Below are 15,668 nucleotides of genomic sequence, written 5' to 3'. Positions count from 1 at the left end.
TGGATGGGAATCAGCAATGAACGAGCACGCGTTCATCGCGCTGTCAGCTTTTCGATAAGCTCCGGAAAATCGGTCAACGGCCAGGGCAGGATCAAATGACCCTCGACGGTCCTGCTCCCATCGAGACCTTTCACGAATATCAAGACGAACCCCGCCTCGTTGGCTTCAGGCGGTACATAGCGTCCATCGACGAAACGGCCTTGGCCATCGATCGGCAACCACCACTGCGCCTCTTCCAGCTCAGCTCCGTACCGCTCGCCGACCAACTCGAAACTACCGTCCTCCCCAGGTGGCGCCTTGAGCTGCACCACTACGTTGCTTTTGGAAGAGGGCAAAACCAATACATGGACCGTACAACGATCCTTGGTTTTCCTATCCTCGACCTGGATCCGCTCAATGAAATAGGTTGTGCCCTCCACTGCTTTCGCTTCATAGCGGCAACGCTTACCACCCTCTTCAGGCGTCAGCGAACCGCTCTTGCTCTCCACGGGGTCGAGGATCTTCCAGTCCAGCTCACCTCCCCCCAGCGAACCGGCGGTCAAGAGGAGTTCATCCCCCCCGTCACAGGCATGGATCATGGGGTTCACGGTAACGACCCGAGAAACAGTGGTCACCAAGGCAGAAGCCAGCACGGTATTGCTCGATACATCGGCAGCGATCACCAGCACTTTGCTCGGCTTGCCCTTCAAGGCGTCGGGCAACGCAGCCCAATAGGTGCTTGTTGGGCCGTCCTCCGGATACATCGCTCCAGCATCTTCAGCGCTGACAGGCAGGCGTTCGACGTACCAACGGACATTCTCTCGAGGCGGGACGATGCGCAGCTCACAGGATTCGCCCGCCAGCACAACCGCCGTGCTGGGCTCGATGGTGAATTCCGTCGGCGTGGTGATCATGGCGACGTCTGTCTTGCCCGCCACATCGGCGGCGCGCAGGAACACGTCCGTGTCCAGCCCCACTTGCGTATTCGCCAGCCAGCGCTCCGGCGCATCGGCTGCCAGATTCTTCGACAGGCCAGTGACGATCGCACGCTTGACCACATGGGCGATGAACTCTTCGATCTGGGCACGCTCGTCATCGGAGAGCTGCGGCAAGCCGCGGGTTGCAACCACTTGCGCATCGCGCTCCCAAGGCGAGTACAACTGCCCCTGCAGAACGCCCTTTTGTTGCTCGGGGGCCTTGAGCAAAGTGAAACGATGGCCCAGGTCGAGGTCGAACGTAGCCTGGCACTCCTCGGTTTCCTTACCACCCAGGGGTTTGTAGCGCAAGGCGACGGTACACTGCGATTTCCAGGCCTGGTTGACTTCATCTGCTTCAAAAGTAACCGAGAGGCCATCTCTCGCCGGAACCGTGAAGGCATCACATTCGAAGGAGTACCCGGTACTGGTATAGCGAGAGGCCGGAACGGTCAAAGAGCCCGCAGTGGCGCGCAGGCCGACCAGCATGTTCTCGCTATCGCGCTGCTCTTCGAACGTACCGCCCTCCAGCAGACCGGTCAGGCCTCGGCCATAGCTGACACGATGCACCAGGCGAGCGCTGGCCAGGACCGTGTTCACGGCAGGGTCGAGCCCGGGAACATGCACATCCGACGGAAGCTTGCCGACCTTCCCCTGCTGGGTCGCGGCCCATAGCAGCAGATCGCGGTGTCCCGTCTCGGCATCCTCTTGTGTCCGCAGGTCGATCTGCTTGATAGCCAGCGCGTTGTCCGCGTCCCGCCCCAGGCTTGCCAGCACGTAGGGCTCGTTGCGCTCCGCGTGGTCCTGCATGTATTGCTGGATGAACTTACCGCCGTGCTGACGCAGCACCGGACCGTCCCCCAGGCCAAGAAGCATGCGCTCGCCGTTGGCCACGTCCAGCTCCAACAGTGAATGTGCAAGCGTAGGTAGAAGCGGCAAATCACACGTCTGTTCCATTGGGTCCAGCGCGTCGTGTTGCGATACAGCCCTGATCGATACCGGCGAGGATGAGGTGTGCTCGACCAACAGGCCGCTATCCAACTGGCTGGTGATGCCGAACTTGTTGAGGCTGGACAGCTCCAAGGCAGGCGCCGACATCTGGTAGCCCGCCAGAGAATACGTAGTATTGGTATCTTTGATGGGCAGTGTACCGGTGATATTCGTCAGCACTTTTTCGCGGCTCAAGCGCCGCCGATGTTGTTCCGCCAGTGTGGCATTGAGTTGCCCTTCCGAGAGTGTCGTCAAGCCATCATAGCCATGCAGGCCATGATTGCTCATCCATTCGATCAGTTCGGGGTTTATGGTATACATCATATTCAGCAAGCCTCCTTGCAAAGGGCAGCGAGTGCCCGATTATTCTTGGACAGTGGCAGCGGTACGATAACGAGCCCTTCATAGGTTCTCCTGCCGTCTATGTAGGCCGCCGTGATGACCGCGAACGGTTCACTGGACGTCTCATCAGCGATATAGCGGTTGTCTTCGAGTTTCCCCGGTCCCTGCCGGATGACCCAATCCGTGTATTCCGTGACATCGTCGATATATTCAATTGCTTTTAGCGTGAGCGAAGGTGAGTCGGCATCGATCGTGGTGCTCACTGTCAAGGCCGGGCCGTTGTTGTCCTTGATAATAATGAGCATCGTGCGCCTTTCTCCGGTGTCTGGCTCATGCACCGACACTTCATCGATGTAAAAAGCTTTCGGTGGATACTCGCCCTGCGGGTGTGCGACATACGTCATGTTCGCCGTCGATGCGCCCGGGGTTTTGAATGAACCGTGGGGGTCGGCATTTTCGATACGCCATTCCAAGTTACCCACCGCTCCCAGCGCACCGGCTTGCAACTCGACCTCGCTACCTAGCCACGTCGTCACCACCAAGGGGTTCAACATCAGGCCATGCCGTACCACGGTGACCAATGCCGAGCTCTCGGCGTCTTTCGCCCTGGCGATCACACGCGCACGAATGAACGAGCCGTCGATATCGTCGACAACAGGCGCGGTATATTCCCCCGTTTTCGGGTCGATGTTCCCGCAGCCCTCTGGCTCGACGCTCCAGACCACGTCAGATCTGGCGGGGACGGTCCGGAACGTTTTCTTCTGCCCGGCGGCGAGTACCGGCTCCAGATCGTCGACAACGAAACGGGTGAGCGTGGGGTTGACCTTGCCGAAGGCGACGACATCTCGGGGAATTCGAGTCTTGTCGCGGAGGATCGCGTTATTGAAATTCAACTTGATCGTCTTATCGATCAGGTCATCTATCGACGCGGAAACAGCAAAACTCTTATTCAGTGCATCTTCGATATTCGCCCCTAAACTCAGGTCCGGGCCAGCGACGACCTCTTGGACCTCCGCGACCATTTTCGCAACCATGCCCGCAAGGCCCAGAAGCAAATAGGCAATGAGCTTTTGGATGTCTTCAAACCCGGGGAACTCAGGGTCATCCCACTCTCCAGGCGGCCTCCTCACAGGAGGGAGTGTCGGCTCGCGAAGAGCAGTGATATCGAACGCCACATTCTGCAGCTCACCCCGCACATCGTCCAGGATATAGGTCGCTTCGAACGCGTATTCATAAGGCAGTTTTTCGATCGCGAACAAGTGACCGACCATCGCGTTGATGAGAAGCGTGGCGATCGGCTTCTGCTGGTCATCCCAGTCCCCGATATCGATACCTTTGAATCTAAACGGTACGCTCCCGTTCAGCCCGCCCTTGACGACTATCCCTTTCCCGCCTGGAAGAAGGCGTATTTCCAAGTTATCGCTGAGGTCGCAAACGATGTCGCCAGTTTTATACGTCGCACTCATGCCTTCGAGCGCATCTTCGAACTCTATGACGCGCTCCCCTACACCCGGAATGCTCAGTTGACCCTGTGTAAGATCCGCCCCCACGACCACCCGCCTGGTGCCGATGTCCTCATATCTATTTTCGAAGCGCGCGCCTTCAATGCTCTTTTGCAACGACTGAGTCAATTGCACCAACGCGATACGCTCGCCCACCACCGCCACTGCAGCGGAATAGTCTTTATCGGCATCCTTGGGAATCAAATACCTGAACGTGTCGCTCGACGTGGGAAGCGAGCCATCCTGGTCGCCTTCCATGCGGATGAAACTGATCACCGCGCCATCACCGTCCTTGGCCTGCGGGTCACGCGCTTGGGTGCGCAGAAGGAAACGATCTGGGCGCAATAATTCGTTATCCCCTTGCTCGATGCGGCCCAGACGATAGATACGCTTTTCGTCATCCAGCGCTTCGAACTTGTTCTTGAAGAACGCCCCCATGTCAGTCTGTTCATCGGACGACCCTGCAAAGCCGAACGAAAAAGCCGAACAGTCCTTGAGGTCGAGGTAAATGCTTCCATCTTCTCCGACATTGCCTGGCACATTGGACAGTTCAAGGTCCATGTCCAATTCCGGGCGTTGTTGGGGGCCATACTGATCTATACGGCGCACTTCCCAGTTTGTTTGTTTCTCCAGACGTACGCGGTTACCGCTGACCATTGCCATGTGCAGGCGCGCCTTGGCGTTCTGCAGGTTGGCGTTTTCAAAGGACAGCCGCGGCACATCCAGCAGCGCATTCTCGATCGTGTTCCGCCATGAGCCGCCAGTCGTGACTTCACCTGACTGCGGCGCAAGATAAGAGCCGTCCTGGAAATGCCTGATATATTCCTGAATCAGCAGGCGATTGGCCTTGGCGCGATCCATGACCGCGATCATGCCCCAATCGAACATCTTGCTTTCTTCTTTTAGCCACTGCACCAATTCTTCTTCGGAATAGGCCGACATGTTCCCCCCTTGATAGACGTAAAAAATCGACTCCCAATAACGAGCCTCAAACGCCGCGTTATCGAGCCTATTTACTCTTGCTCAAGATGAAGAAATGGAAAACTGGCTGAACTAATAGGGGCTGTACGAAAAGCGTAGTCCCCCATGAGCAGCGTCAGCGAACGCATGGCGGGTAGGGAACGTGTCCAAGCACATCATGAACGGTGGCCTGAAGCGTGTTCGGCAGGCTCGTCAGGCAGCACCGGAACAGAGCATGCCATCGAGCCTCGATCAGTCGATCAAGCGAGGCCGCCCCTCTTCGAGGGGCGGCGATTGGAAGTCGCGGAGTGTCCTACAGGCCTTGGCGCGACAATGGCAGCGGTACGATAACGAACCCTTCATAGGTTCTCCTGCCGCCTATGTAGGCCGCCGTGATGACCGCGAACGGCTCACGGGATGTCTCATCAGCGATATAGCGGTTGTCTTCGAGTTTCCCCGGCCCCTGCCGGATGACCCAGTCAGTCTCTTCCGTTACATCCTCATCAAATTCTATTGCTTTGAGCGTGAGCGAATGCGAGTCGGCATCGAGCGTGGTGCTCACTGTCAAAGGTGGGCCGTAGTCGTCCTTGATGATAATGAGCATCGTGCGCTTTTCCCCGGTGTCTGTGTCACGCACTGACACTTCATCGATATAAAAAGCTTTCGATGGTTTCTCGCCCTGGGCATTTGTGACATACGTCATGTTCGCCGTGGATGCGCCAGGGGTTTTGAATGATCCGTGGGGGTCGGCATTTTCGATACACCATTCCAAATTACCCACCGCCCCCAGCGCACCGGCTTGCAACTCGACCTCGCTATCTAGCCAAGTCGTCACCACCAAGGGGTTCAGCATCAGGTTCGAACGCACTACGGTCAGCAGGGCGGAGCTCTCGAAATCCTTGCCCTTGGCGATGACACGCCCGCGAACGAATACATCGTCGAAACTCCCGACCTCCGGCGCCGTGTAGAGGCCTGTTACCGGATCGATCGATCCAACGCCCTCCTTCGGTTCAACCTGCCATTGCAGACCGTCCATGGCGGGGATGGTCTTGAACTGCCGGGTCGCACCGGCCGCCATGACGGGCTCGAGATCATCGATGACAAAATGGGTCAGCTCAGGGTTGACCTTACCGAAAGTGACCGCGTCCAGAGGCAAATGATGCTGGTCATTGATAATCGCATTGCCGAAATTGAGCTTCACCGTTTCCTTGATGAGCGCTTTGAGGGGGCTACTCAGCGAGAAGCTTTTCTTGAAGCTCTCCTCCAGCACGCCACGAAAGCTCTGCTTTCCACCGATCTGTTCGACCGTACCGGAGAGCGACAGACGAATGCCTTCTGTAATCTTGATGATCAATCGAGCGATGGCTTCCATGAGCTGATCCCAAAGACTACGGGTGCGCTGCCCTGCATTCGACATCGTACGGCTTGTGTCGCCACGCAAGTCCGCCTCCTGAATCACTTTGAAGTCGAACGACGTGTTCTTTAACTGCCCACCCTCTTCCGAACTAAAATCATAGGAGGCCGTCACTTCATACTGATAAGGGTCGCGCCGCACCTCAAAAAGATGACTCAAGTCAATCTTGAATGCCCTTACAAGCTCTTCGAACTGGCCAGACTCACTGGCCAAGCTCAACAACTGGCCTTCGGCCACGCCTTGGAGCGTGCATTTCAGCTCTATTTTCTTTCCACTGGCATCCATCTTGACCTGCAGTCGATCCGAAATATCACAGATGCATTCATCTAGACGGTAGGACGCGACCAGGTCTTCGAATTGCTCGAACCCATCGATTGTGAATTCCTGCTCTTGGACAGCCAGCGTCCCGTTGGTCAGGGTGGCGCCAGTGAATACACGTCGACCGTTTTCTTGTTTGTATTCTGTCTTGAATGCCGCTTCCGGAATGATCGCCTGCAGCGCCAGCACCATCTGCGAAATGGCCAACCGCTCGCTCCCGATCGCCACCGCCGCGGAATAATCTTTACCCGCGTCGTTGGGAATCATGTATTTGAACGTATCGTTCGATGTTGGGATCGAGCCGGAATCGTCCCCTTCCAAACGAATGAAAGTGACCACCGCGCCGTCACCATCCCTGACCAGCTCATCGCGCGGTTGTGTACGCAAAAAGAACCTGTCCGGGCGCATCAGATCAGCAAGCCCACGCTCGATGCGCCCCAGGTGATAAATACGCTTGGCCGCTTCCAACTCATGGAACTTCTGCTTGAAGAATTCGCCCATGTCGCGCTGCTCATCAGACGAGCCGGCAAACGTGAACAGGAAGTCCTTGCAGTCTTTCAGATCCAGGAAAATACTGCCCCCCTCGTCCACGCTGCCAGGTACGTCAGGCAGGTACAGGTCCATCTCCAGTTCTGGCCGCTGTTGAGGGCCATACTGATCGATGCGTCGTACCTCTATGGCGCTGCCTCTTTTTTCCAGGCGAACCCGGTTACCACCGACCATTGCCATGCGCAGACGCGCTTTGGAGTTCTGCAGGTTGGCGTTTTCGAATGACAACCTCGGTATATCCAGGATGGCGTTTTCGATCCTGTTCAGCCACCTACCATCCGTGTTGATCTCACCGGATTGTGGCGGCAGATAGGCATCTTCCTCGAAGTGCCTGATATATTCCTGTACCAGCAGGCGATTGGTCTTGGCACGGTCCATGACCGCAATCATGCCCCAATCGAACATCCTGCTTTTTTCTTTCATCCAACTGACGAGTTCATCTTCTGAATAACCAGCCATGCGTCCCTCTTCTGAAATGTGCCAGACCGTAATAAATTCCCATCGAAGGTGGCTTCTGAGCGCAGCCCTATTCGATTTTGTTATTTCGACACAGCGCGGAAACCGCAGTAACTGGTTGAATTGAGGGGTAAAGGCAGGAGAAGGTGCGCCCCAGAGGCGTCAGCCTAAATTTTCAAAGCATAAAAAAAAACGCCCTCTCGAATGAGAGGGCGTTTTCGATTTGGAGCGGGAAACGAGACTCGAACTCGCGACCCCGACCTTGGCAAGGTCGTGCTCTACCAACTGAGCTATTCCCGCATATTTGAAGCGAACCGCTATTTTGCGTGAAATGCCTATTGGCCTTCACTGCCACCACAATGCATGAGCACTGCAGCGTTTGAAATTGGAGCGGGAAACGAGACTCGAACTCGCGACCCCGACCTTGGCAAGGTCGTGCTCTACCAACTGAGCTATTCCCGCAAATGGCGTCCCCTAGGGGACTCGAACCCCTGTTACCGCCGTGAAAGGGCGGTGTCCTAGGCCACTAGACGAAGGGGACATACCCAACGCTTTTCAGCGCACCAGATCATGAACCTTGCGATTCAGCCTGGATTTATTTCCTGCCCTGCCAAAAGGCAGCGCTGGAGAAACTGGAGCGGGAAACGAGACTCGAACTCGCGACCCCGACCTTGGCAAGGTCGTGCTCTACCAACTGAGCTATTCCCGCATTGGCGTCCCCTAGGGGACTCGAACCCCTGTTACCGCCGTGAAAGGGCGGTGTCCTAGGCCACTAGACGAAGGGGACACACACTACAACTTTTCACTCCCTGCCGCGCTTCGCTGTGTGCTTTACGCTGCAAGTGGCGCGCATTCTATGGATGCCTTTGGGAGCCGTCAACCCCTTTGTGGAAATTTATTTAAATCAATGACTTCCGTCTATATAGAGACCGCCGGAGGCATGCCCGAAAACTGACGTTGATTTTCTGACAGTCAGTCGGCAAGCTCATGGCAAAGCGCCATTAGGAAAAATCCTAAGACTGCCGGACGGGCTTTCCGGCATAAGTCGAACTCTCCTACACTCAATACAGAAAACTACTCTTTACCAACGAGGCGTTAACGGTGACACCACTTCTGATCACCCTGCTCATCGTCGCAGGCATCGCATTACTGATCGTGATCGGTTATCTGAACAATGTCGTGGAAAACGCCAAGCTGGAACGCGCACGACTGAAGATAGAGCTGGCCGAACGCCTGCGCCGCTGTGGCGAAATAACCGAGACCTTTCCCCGGCAGCTGATGACCCCGCCGCTCAAGCTGCTGCTCACGCGCCTGGAGCTCAACCTCAACCAGCGCCAACTGGCGCTGGACAAACACAACACAGAGATCAAGGCGCGCATCACGGCCCTGGAAGGGCTCATTGCCCAAGGCGAGGCCCTGCCGATCGACAACCCACCCAGCCCGATCCAGACCGAGGCCAAGGCCAAGGAAGTGCGCTACCTGCTCGAGTCGCTGCACAACCAGATCGTGCGCGCCACCCAGGAAGGCTTCCTGCAGACCAACGAAGGCAAGTACTGGGTCAAGGAGATCCGCCACCTGCTGGTGCTGTTGCATATCGAGTTCTTCAACAACCTGGGCCAGCAGGCCCTGCAGCAGAGCCAGCCGGCGCAGGCACGGCTGGCATTCGAGCGCGGCGTGCAGTACCTGCGCAAGCAGCAGGATCCCAAGCAGTACGAAGAGCAGCGCGTATACCTGGAAAAACTGCTGGCCCGGGCCAATGCCCTGGTGCAGGACCAGATGGAGCCGGCCGAGAATGACGAGAACGAGCTGACCCAGGGGCTCAAGACCGACGACGACGAGACCTGGAAGAAGAAGGCCGTTTACGACTGACAGCCTTCCATTTCCATGACCCAATCGCTGGCAAGCCGGTTCCTACAGGGATTTTGCAAGTCTTGAGAACGGCGCAATCTCGGTGGGAGCAGGCAACAGCCTGCGATGGGCCCGGCCAGACAACCCAGGCTCAGGCCCTTTGCGCCCCCTTCAGCAATCGGTCAATTCCAGGAAGATCGCCGCCAGGCGCTCCAGCCCCACTTGGTCCGCCTCGGTGAAACGCGCAAGCCTGGGGCTGTCCAGGTCCAGCACACCTATCAACCGCCCGCCCTTCACCAGCGGAATCACCAGCTCGCTGTTGGAAGCGCTGTCACAGGCGATATGCCCGGGGAAGGCATGTACATCCTCGACCCGCCGGGTCTGCCGGGTGGTCGCCGCCGCGCCGCACACGCCCTTGCCGAAGGGGATACGCACGCAAGCCACCTGGCCCTGGAACGGGCCCAGCACCAATTGCTCGTTGCGGTTCAGATAAAAGCCTGCCCAGTTCAAGTCCTCCACCTGGTGATAGAGGAAGGCGGAAAACTGCGCGGCATTGGCGATGAAGTCGCGCTCGTCGGCGAACAACGCCTGCACTTGCGCGGCCAGCAGGTCATAGCCGTCGAGGCCGTTGCCACTGGCATTGAGGTCGATCATGGTTTTTGCTCCAGCAATTGCAGCCCGACCCAGTAGCGGGCGAACTGATAGGCACAACGGCCATTACGGTTGCCGCGGCCGGTGGCCCAGCGCACGGCGAGGATGTCCAGCTGTTCGTCACGCTGCCAGCGCAGGCCGGCCGCAGCGGCCAGCTGGCCGATCCAGTGTTCGACCACATCGAGGAAGTGGTCCTGGGTGAAGGGATAGAACGACAGCCACAGGCCGAAGCGGTCCGAGAGGGCGATCTTGTCTTCCACCGCCTCGCTGGGGTGCAGTTCGCCATCGACACGCTGCCAGTTTTCGTTATCGCTCTCCTTCTCCGGCACCAGGTGGCGGCGGTTGGACGTGGCATACAGCAGCACGTTGTCCGGTGCCTGCTCCAGCGAGCCGTCGAGCACGCTCTTGAGCACCCGGTAGTCGCCCTCCCCCGCCTCGAACGACAAGTCGTCGCAGAACAAGATGAAGCGCTGCTCGCATTTTTGCAGTTGCTCGACCACCCGCGGCAGGTCGGCCAGGTGGTCGCGTTCGATCTCGATCAGGCGCAGGCCCTGGCCGGCATGTTCGGCCAGCAGCGCACGCACCAGCGACGACTTGCCGGTGCCGCGCGAACCCCACAGCAAAGCGTGGTTGGCGGGCATGCCGTGGATGAACTGGTGGGTGTTGCGGCCCAACTGCTCACGTTGCTGGTCGACGCCGATCAGGTCGCTCAGGCGAATATCGAGGCTGACCTGCAGCGGCAGCAGGTAGCCGTTGCGGCCATCGCGCTGCCAGCGCGCGGCCAGCGTGGTCGACCAGTTGATGTCCGGGCGCGGTGCGGGCAGCAGAGGTTCGAGGCGCGCGAGCACGGATTCGGCGCGGTCGAGAAAAGCGGTCAAGCGGGCGTCCATGGGGGCTCCTGGGAGTCAGTCGGGGCCGCTGCGCGGCCCCAAAAAATAGCGGCCAACCTGAAACGAACGACAGACCTGCCAGCAGCCCAGGGTGTCTCGGGCTATGCTTGCGCAGCGCAGGGGCGCGAAACCGGCTCGGAACTCATGGATATCACGTTCACCAATCGCCTGTCTTACAAGCAAGCCCGGTTGACAGTCCTGGTCGGCTGCGTACTGGGTACCTTGCTCAGTCTCATCCAGATCGGTATCGATTATGCCAGCGAAGACGCGTCCATCAACCGCGAAATTCAGGCCTTGCTGCAGATCACCCATGACCCGGTCTCGCGCATTTCCTACAACATCGACGCGGAACTGGCCAAGGAGTTGACCGGCGGCTTGCTGCAATCGCCGGCAGTGACCCGCGCACGGCTGGTCGATAACAACGACTCGGTGCTGGCCGACTCCCAGCGTCCACGCCTGGAGGACCGCTACCGCCCTTTGAGCGATTTTCTGTTCGGCGAGCAACGCCAGTTCCAGGAGCGCTTGTTCCTGCCGCACATGCCCAACGACTACCAGGGCACCCTGTACCTGGAAGTCGATACCTACGCCTTCGGCAGCCGCTTCCTCGACCGTGCCGGGGTCACCTTGGTCAATGGGTTCGCCCGCAGCCTGGTACTGACCGGTATCCTCCTTGCACTGTTCTACCTGATGCTGACCAAGCCCCTGGTCAGGGTCATCGCCGCCCTGAGCAGCAGCGACCCGCGCCACCCGCAGCCAGGCCGCCTGGAATGCCCGCCCGGTCATGAGCAGGACGAGATCGGCGTGCTGGTGAAGGTGACCAACCAGCAACTCGTCAGCATGGCCGCGGAAATCCAGCAGCGGCGCAATGCCGAGAACCGCCTCACGCAATACCTCAACGAGCTGGAGGACATCGTCTCGGCCCGCACCAACGAACTGAAGGCCAGCAACGACCGGCTGAGCCAGTCCAACCAGGAGCTGGAACAGGCGCGCCAGCGGGCGCTGGACATGGCCCAGACACGGGCCGCCTTCCTGGCCAACATGAGCCATGAGATCCGTACCCCCCTGAACGGCATGCTGGGCATGATCGCCCTGGCCCTGGACAGCCCCTTGGCTGCCGAACAACACCAGCAGCTGTCGATCGCCCACGACTCGGGCAAGGTCCTGGTGGAACTGCTCAACGATATCCTCGACCTGTCGAAGTTCGATGCCGGCCAGCTGGAGCTCGAACGCATCCCGTTCGACATGGGCGCGATGGTCGAGGACACCGCCAACCTGCTGTCGCAGAACGCCGCAGCCAACGTCGAGCTGACCTGCCTGGTCAGCCCGGGCTTCCCGAGCTCCGTCGTGGGCGACCCGACCCGGGTGCGGCAGATCGTCAGCAACCTGTTGTCCAACGCCCTCAAGTTCACCCGCTTCGGTCGTGTCGATGTGCGTCTGGCCGCTATCGTCGGCGGCGTGCGCCTGGAGGTCTGCGACACCGGCATCGGCATTCCGGAACAAGCCCAGGCACGGATCTTCCAGCCCTTCACCCAGGCCGGCGCCGGCATCACTCGCCAGTACGGCGGTACCGGCCTGGGCCTGGCCTTGACCCGCAACCTGTGCAAGGCCATGCAAGGCCACCTGCACATCCAGTCCGAAGCCGGCTTCGGCAGCCGTTTCAGTGCCGAGCTGCCACTGCTGGTGCACACCGAAGCCATCCCGCCCGCGCCGCTGGCCGGGCGCGTGGTGGCCTTGAGTAATGCCGGCAGCGGCCTGGCTGAGCTGCTGCAAGGTCTGCTACCCGGTTGGGGCCTGGCCTACCAGCGGATGGACGAGGTGGCCCAGGCCGTCGATGCCGCGCCCGACCTGCTGATCACCGATGACCTCGAACACCTGTTCGCCCTGCGCCCAGGGCTGAAGGCACCGATCCTGCTGGTGACGGCCTATGGCAATTTCCTGACCGGTGAAGAGGTCACGCAACTGGCGCCCTTGCTGCAACTGGCCCGCCCGCTGGCGCGCAATGCTCTGTACCAGATCCTGCGCCGCGCGCTGCACGGTGACGAGCCCGACGCGCCACAACCCCACGAGCAGCCCCAGCCAGGGCAGCGGCGGGCACGCGTGCTGCTGGTGGAGGACAACCCGGTCAACCAACTGGTGGCCAAGGGCATGCTGCTCAAGCTCGGCTGCGAGGTGCTGCTGGCCACCCAGGGCGTCGAGGCCCTGGAGCAGCTGGAGCACGAAGCGGTGGACCTGGTGCTGATGGACTGCAACATGCCCGTGATGGACGGCTACGAGGCCACCCGGCGCATCCGCCAGGACGGGCGCTGGTCAGCCTTGCCGATCGTCGCCCTGACCGCCAACGCCATGCCCGAGGAGCGCGAACGCTGCCGCGCCGCCGGCATGAACGACTACCTGGCCAAGCCGTTTCGCCGCGAAGAGTTGCTGGCGTTGGTCGAGCACTGGGCGCCGTTCAGCGATCAAGCAGCGCCTCGATCGGCGCCTTGAGCGCGTCGGGCTTGGTACGGGGGGAAAAGCGGGTGACCTTGCCGCTGGCCGGGTCGACCAGGAACTTGGTGAAATTCCACTTGATCCGTTGCGTGCCGAAGATGCCTGGCGCGCGCTTCTTCAGTTCGACGAACAGCGGGTGGGCGCCCGGGCCGTTGACCTCCACCTTGCGGAACAACGGGAAGCTCACGCCGAAGTTGCGCTGGCAGAACTGCGCGATCTCGCGCGCCTCGCCCGGCTCCTGCTTGCCGAACTGGTTGCAGGGAAAGCCCAGCACCACCAGCCCCTGGGCCCGGTAGTCCTGCCAGAGCTGCTCCAGGCCCTTGTACTGGGGCGTGAAACCGCACTGGCTGGCGGTGTTGACCACCAGCAGCGCCTTGCCGGGGAAATCGCCCAGCACCTTGTGCTCGCCACCGAGGGTGACGCAACGGATATCGCTCAGCGAGTCGGCCATCGCAGGTCTCCGGTCAGTCACGCGGCTTGAGGTCCAAGCACACCGAGTTGATGCAGTAGCGCAGGCCGGTCGGTGGCGGGCCATCGGGGAATACGTGGCCCAGATGGGCGTCGCAGCGGGCGCAGGTGACCTCGGTACGGATCATGCCGTGGGAGGTGTCGCGGACCTCGATCATGGCGCTCTGCTCGATCGGCTCGTAGAAGCTAGGCCAGCCGCAGCCGGAATCGAACTTGGCCTTGGCGTCGAACAGGGGCAGGTCGCAGCAGATGCAATGGTAGATACCGTCACGCCGCTCACTGTTGTACTTGCCGCTGAAGGGGCGCTCGGTGCCCTTCAGGCGGCATACCTGGTACTGGGCGGGGTCGAGCATCTGGCGCCACTCTTCCAGGGTTTTGTCGATCTTTTGCATGGTTGACCTCGGCAGGCTGAATTTCACTCGCGCCGTCTTTCTTTATGGCGGGGGTGACACGTATATTAGTGGGCTTCTCTTGCCAGCCAGTCTGGCATGCGCCCCGCCCTTTTCAAACCTTTTGACGGCGGTGCGCCGCGACTTCTCAATCGGGATCACATCATGCAGTTCAGCAAATCGAACAAGCTCGCCAATGTCTGCTACGACATTCGCGGCCCGGTGCTCAAGCACGCCAAACGCCTGGAAGAGGAAGGCCATCGCATCCTCAAGCTGAACATCGGCAACCCGGCCCCGTTTGGCTTCGAAGCGCCGGACGAGATCCTCCAGGATGTGATCCGCAACCTGCCCACCGCCCAGGGCTACAGCGACTCCAAGGGCCTGTTCAGCGCGCGCAAGGCGGTCATGCAGTACTGCCAGCAGAAGCAGATCGAAGGCGTCGGAATCGAGGACATCTACCTGGGCAACGGTGTGTCCGAGCTGATCGTGATGTCCATGCAGGCGCTGCTCAACAACGGTGACGAGGTGCTGATCCCGGCACCGGACTACCCGCTGTGGACCGCCGCAGTGAGCCTGGCCGGCGGCAAGCCGGTACACTACCTGTGCGACGAGCAGGCCGACTGGTTCCCCGACCTCGAGGACATCAAGGCCAAGATCACCCCCAACACCAAGGCCCTGGTAATCATCAACCCGAACAACCCGACGGGCGCCGTGTATTCCAAGGAGTTGCTGCTGGGCATGCTGGAGCTGGCACGCCAGCACAACCTGGTGGTGTTCTCCGACGAGATCTACGACAAGATCCTTTATGACGAAGCCGTGCACATCAGCACCGCCTCGCTGGCCCCAGACCTGCTGTGCCTGACCTTCAACGGCCTGTCCAAGTCGTACCGGGTGGCAGGCTTCCGCTCCGGCTGGCTGATCATCTCCGGGCCCAAGCACCATGCCCAGAGCTACATCGAAGGCATCGACATGCTGGCCAACATGCGCCTGTGCGCCAACGTGCCGGCCCAGCACGCGATCCAAACGGCCCTGGGCGGCTACCAGAGCATCAACGACCTGGTGCTGCCGCCAGGCCGCCTGCTGGAGCAGCGCAACCGCACCTACGAACTGCTCAATGCCATCCCCGGCGTGAGCTGCGTCAAACCCATGGGCGCGCTGTATGCCTTCCCGAAGATCGACCCGAAGGTCTGCCCGATCCATAACGACGAGAAGTTCGTGCTCGACCTGCTGCTGTCCGAGAAACTGCTGATCGTCCAGGGCACAGCGTTCAACTGGCCGTGGCCGGACCACTTCCGTGTGGTGACCCTGCCACGGGTGGATGACTTGGAGCAGGCGATTGGCCGCATTGGCAATTTCCTGCGCACCTACCAGCAGTAACAGCGCAGCGCCCAATCGCCGGCAAGCCGGCTCCCACCAGGCTTGCGCTGCTCGCTAGAGCATTGCTGTACCTG

General features: G+C 59.9%; 9 protein-coding genes, 5 tRNA genes and 1 pseudogene. 3 read left to right on the top strand and 12 right to left on the bottom strand.

The window, feature by feature from the left end:
• Positions 1-32: 32 nt before the first annotated feature.
• The 8 genes from K8374_RS06600 to K8374_RS06565 all read right to left on the bottom strand — a co-directional run bounded on the left by K8374_RS06600 (position 33) and on the right by K8374_RS06565 (position 8,271).
• On the bottom strand, positions 33-2,267 hold the full coding sequence (locus tag K8374_RS06600) for a hypothetical protein (protein WP_224458379.1): 2,235 nt from the start codon (positions 2,265-2,267) through the stop codon (positions 33-35).
• Between the two features lie 2 nt (positions 2,268-2,269).
• Complete coding sequence (locus K8374_RS06595; RefSeq protein WP_224458378.1) at positions 2,270-4,729, bottom strand: hypothetical protein; 2,460 nt, start codon at positions 4,727-4,729, stop codon at positions 2,270-2,272.
• Between the two features lie 331 nt (positions 4,730-5,060).
• Positions 5,061-7,487: a hypothetical protein gene (locus K8374_RS06590; protein WP_224458377.1), complete on the bottom strand. Its 2,427-nt coding sequence runs from the start codon at positions 7,485-7,487 to the stop codon at positions 5,061-5,063.
• 221 nt (positions 7,488-7,708) lie between these two features.
• Positions 7,709-7,784: transfer RNA gene (locus K8374_RS06585), tRNA-Gly, on the bottom strand.
• An 86-nt stretch (positions 7,785-7,870) separates the two neighbouring features.
• Positions 7,871-7,946, bottom strand: a tRNA-Gly gene (locus K8374_RS06580).
• 3 nt (positions 7,947-7,949) lie between these two features.
• Positions 7,950-8,025, bottom strand: a tRNA-Glu gene (locus K8374_RS06575).
• 92 nt (positions 8,026-8,117) lie between these two features.
• Positions 8,118-8,193, bottom strand: a tRNA-Gly gene (locus K8374_RS06570).
• Between the two features lie 2 nt (positions 8,194-8,195).
• Positions 8,196-8,271, bottom strand: a tRNA-Glu gene (locus tag K8374_RS06565).
• Between the two features lie 314 nt (positions 8,272-8,585).
• On the opposite strand from K8374_RS06565, the gene K8374_RS06560 reads away from it, so the two are divergent.
• Positions 8,586-9,353 carry a hypothetical protein gene (locus tag K8374_RS06560; protein WP_224458376.1) on the top strand — a complete coding sequence of 256 codons (768 nt, stop codon included), beginning with the start codon at positions 8,586-8,588 and terminating at the stop codon, positions 9,351-9,353.
• Positions 9,354-9,503: 150 nt separating this feature from the next.
• On the opposite strand, the gene K8374_RS06555 is transcribed toward K8374_RS06560, so the two are convergent.
• Together K8374_RS06555 and K8374_RS06550 are read right to left on the bottom strand one after the other, a co-directional pair.
• Positions 9,504-9,986 carry a GAF domain-containing protein gene (locus K8374_RS06555; RefSeq protein ID WP_224458375.1) on the bottom strand — a complete coding sequence of 161 codons (483 nt, stop codon included), beginning with the start codon at positions 9,984-9,986 and terminating at the stop codon, positions 9,504-9,506.
• On the bottom strand, positions 9,983-10,873 hold the full coding sequence (locus K8374_RS06550; protein WP_224458374.1) for an ATP-binding protein: 891 nt from the start codon (positions 10,871-10,873) through the stop codon (positions 9,983-9,985). Before K8374_RS06550 ends, K8374_RS06555 begins: the two co-directional genes overlap by 4 nt.
• 103 nt (positions 10,874-10,976) lie before the next feature.
• On the opposite strand from K8374_RS06550, the pseudogene K8374_RS06545 reads away from it, so the two are divergent.
• Positions 10,977-13,357 (top strand): annotated as a pseudogene (locus tag K8374_RS06545) (response regulator).
• Here the strand turns inward: K8374_RS06545 and K8374_RS06540 are convergent.
• Complete coding sequence (locus K8374_RS06540) at positions 13,323-13,811, bottom strand: glutathione peroxidase (RefSeq protein ID WP_224458372.1); 489 nt, start codon at positions 13,809-13,811, stop codon at positions 13,323-13,325. The pseudogene K8374_RS06545 and the gene K8374_RS06540 overlap by 35 nt on opposite strands.
• Positions 13,812-13,824: 13 nt before the next feature.
• On the bottom strand, positions 13,825-14,220 hold the full coding sequence (gene msrB / locus K8374_RS06535; RefSeq protein WP_224458371.1) for a peptide-methionine (R)-S-oxide reductase MsrB: 396 nt from the start codon (positions 14,218-14,220) through the stop codon (positions 13,825-13,827).
• 162 nt (positions 14,221-14,382) lie between these two features.
• Between msrB and K8374_RS06530 the strand changes: the two genes are divergently transcribed.
• Positions 14,383-15,594, top strand: coding sequence for a pyridoxal phosphate-dependent aminotransferase (locus tag K8374_RS06530; RefSeq protein WP_084854990.1), 1,212 nt, complete (start codon positions 14,383-14,385; stop codon positions 15,592-15,594).
• Positions 15,595-15,668: the final 74 nt, after the last annotated feature.

The organism is Pseudomonas sp. p1(2021b) (genome assembly GCF_020151015.1).
GTDB classification, from domain to species: Bacteria; Pseudomonadota; Gammaproteobacteria; order Pseudomonadales; family Pseudomonadaceae; genus Aquipseudomonas; species Aquipseudomonas putida_K.
Note: the sequence above shows the minus strand (reverse complement) of the source record. Positions and strands in the feature narration are given on the sequence as shown.

Excerpts from the sequence above, each read along its gene's own strand:
- K8374_RS06590 (WP_224458377.1), bottom strand. The coding sequence starts at position 7,487 with ATGGCTGGTTATTCAGAAGATGAACTCGTCAGTTGGATGAAAGAAAAA.
- K8374_RS06555 (WP_224458375.1), bottom strand. The coding sequence starts at position 9,986 with ATGATCGACCTCAATGCCAGTGGCAACGGCCTCGACGGCTATGACCTG.
- K8374_RS06550 (WP_224458374.1), bottom strand. The coding sequence starts at position 10,873 with ATGGACGCCCGCTTGACCGCTTTTCTCGACCGCGCCGAATCCGTGCTC.
- K8374_RS06600 (WP_224458379.1), bottom strand. The coding sequence starts at position 2,267 with ATGATGTATACCATAAACCCCGAACTGATCGAATGGATGAGCAATCAT.
- K8374_RS06540 (WP_224458372.1), bottom strand. The coding sequence starts at position 13,811 with ATGGCCGACTCGCTGAGCGATATCCGTTGCGTCACCCTCGGTGGCGAG.
- K8374_RS06595 (WP_224458378.1), bottom strand. The coding sequence starts at position 4,729 with ATGTCGGCCTATTCCGAAGAAGAATTGGTGCAGTGGCTAAAAGAAGAA.
- msrB (WP_224458371.1), bottom strand. The coding sequence starts at position 14,220 with ATGCAAAAGATCGACAAAACCCTGGAAGAGTGGCGCCAGATGCTCGAC.
- K8374_RS06530 (WP_084854990.1), top strand. The coding sequence starts at position 14,383 with ATGCAGTTCAGCAAATCGAACAAGCTCGCCAATGTCTGCTACGACATT.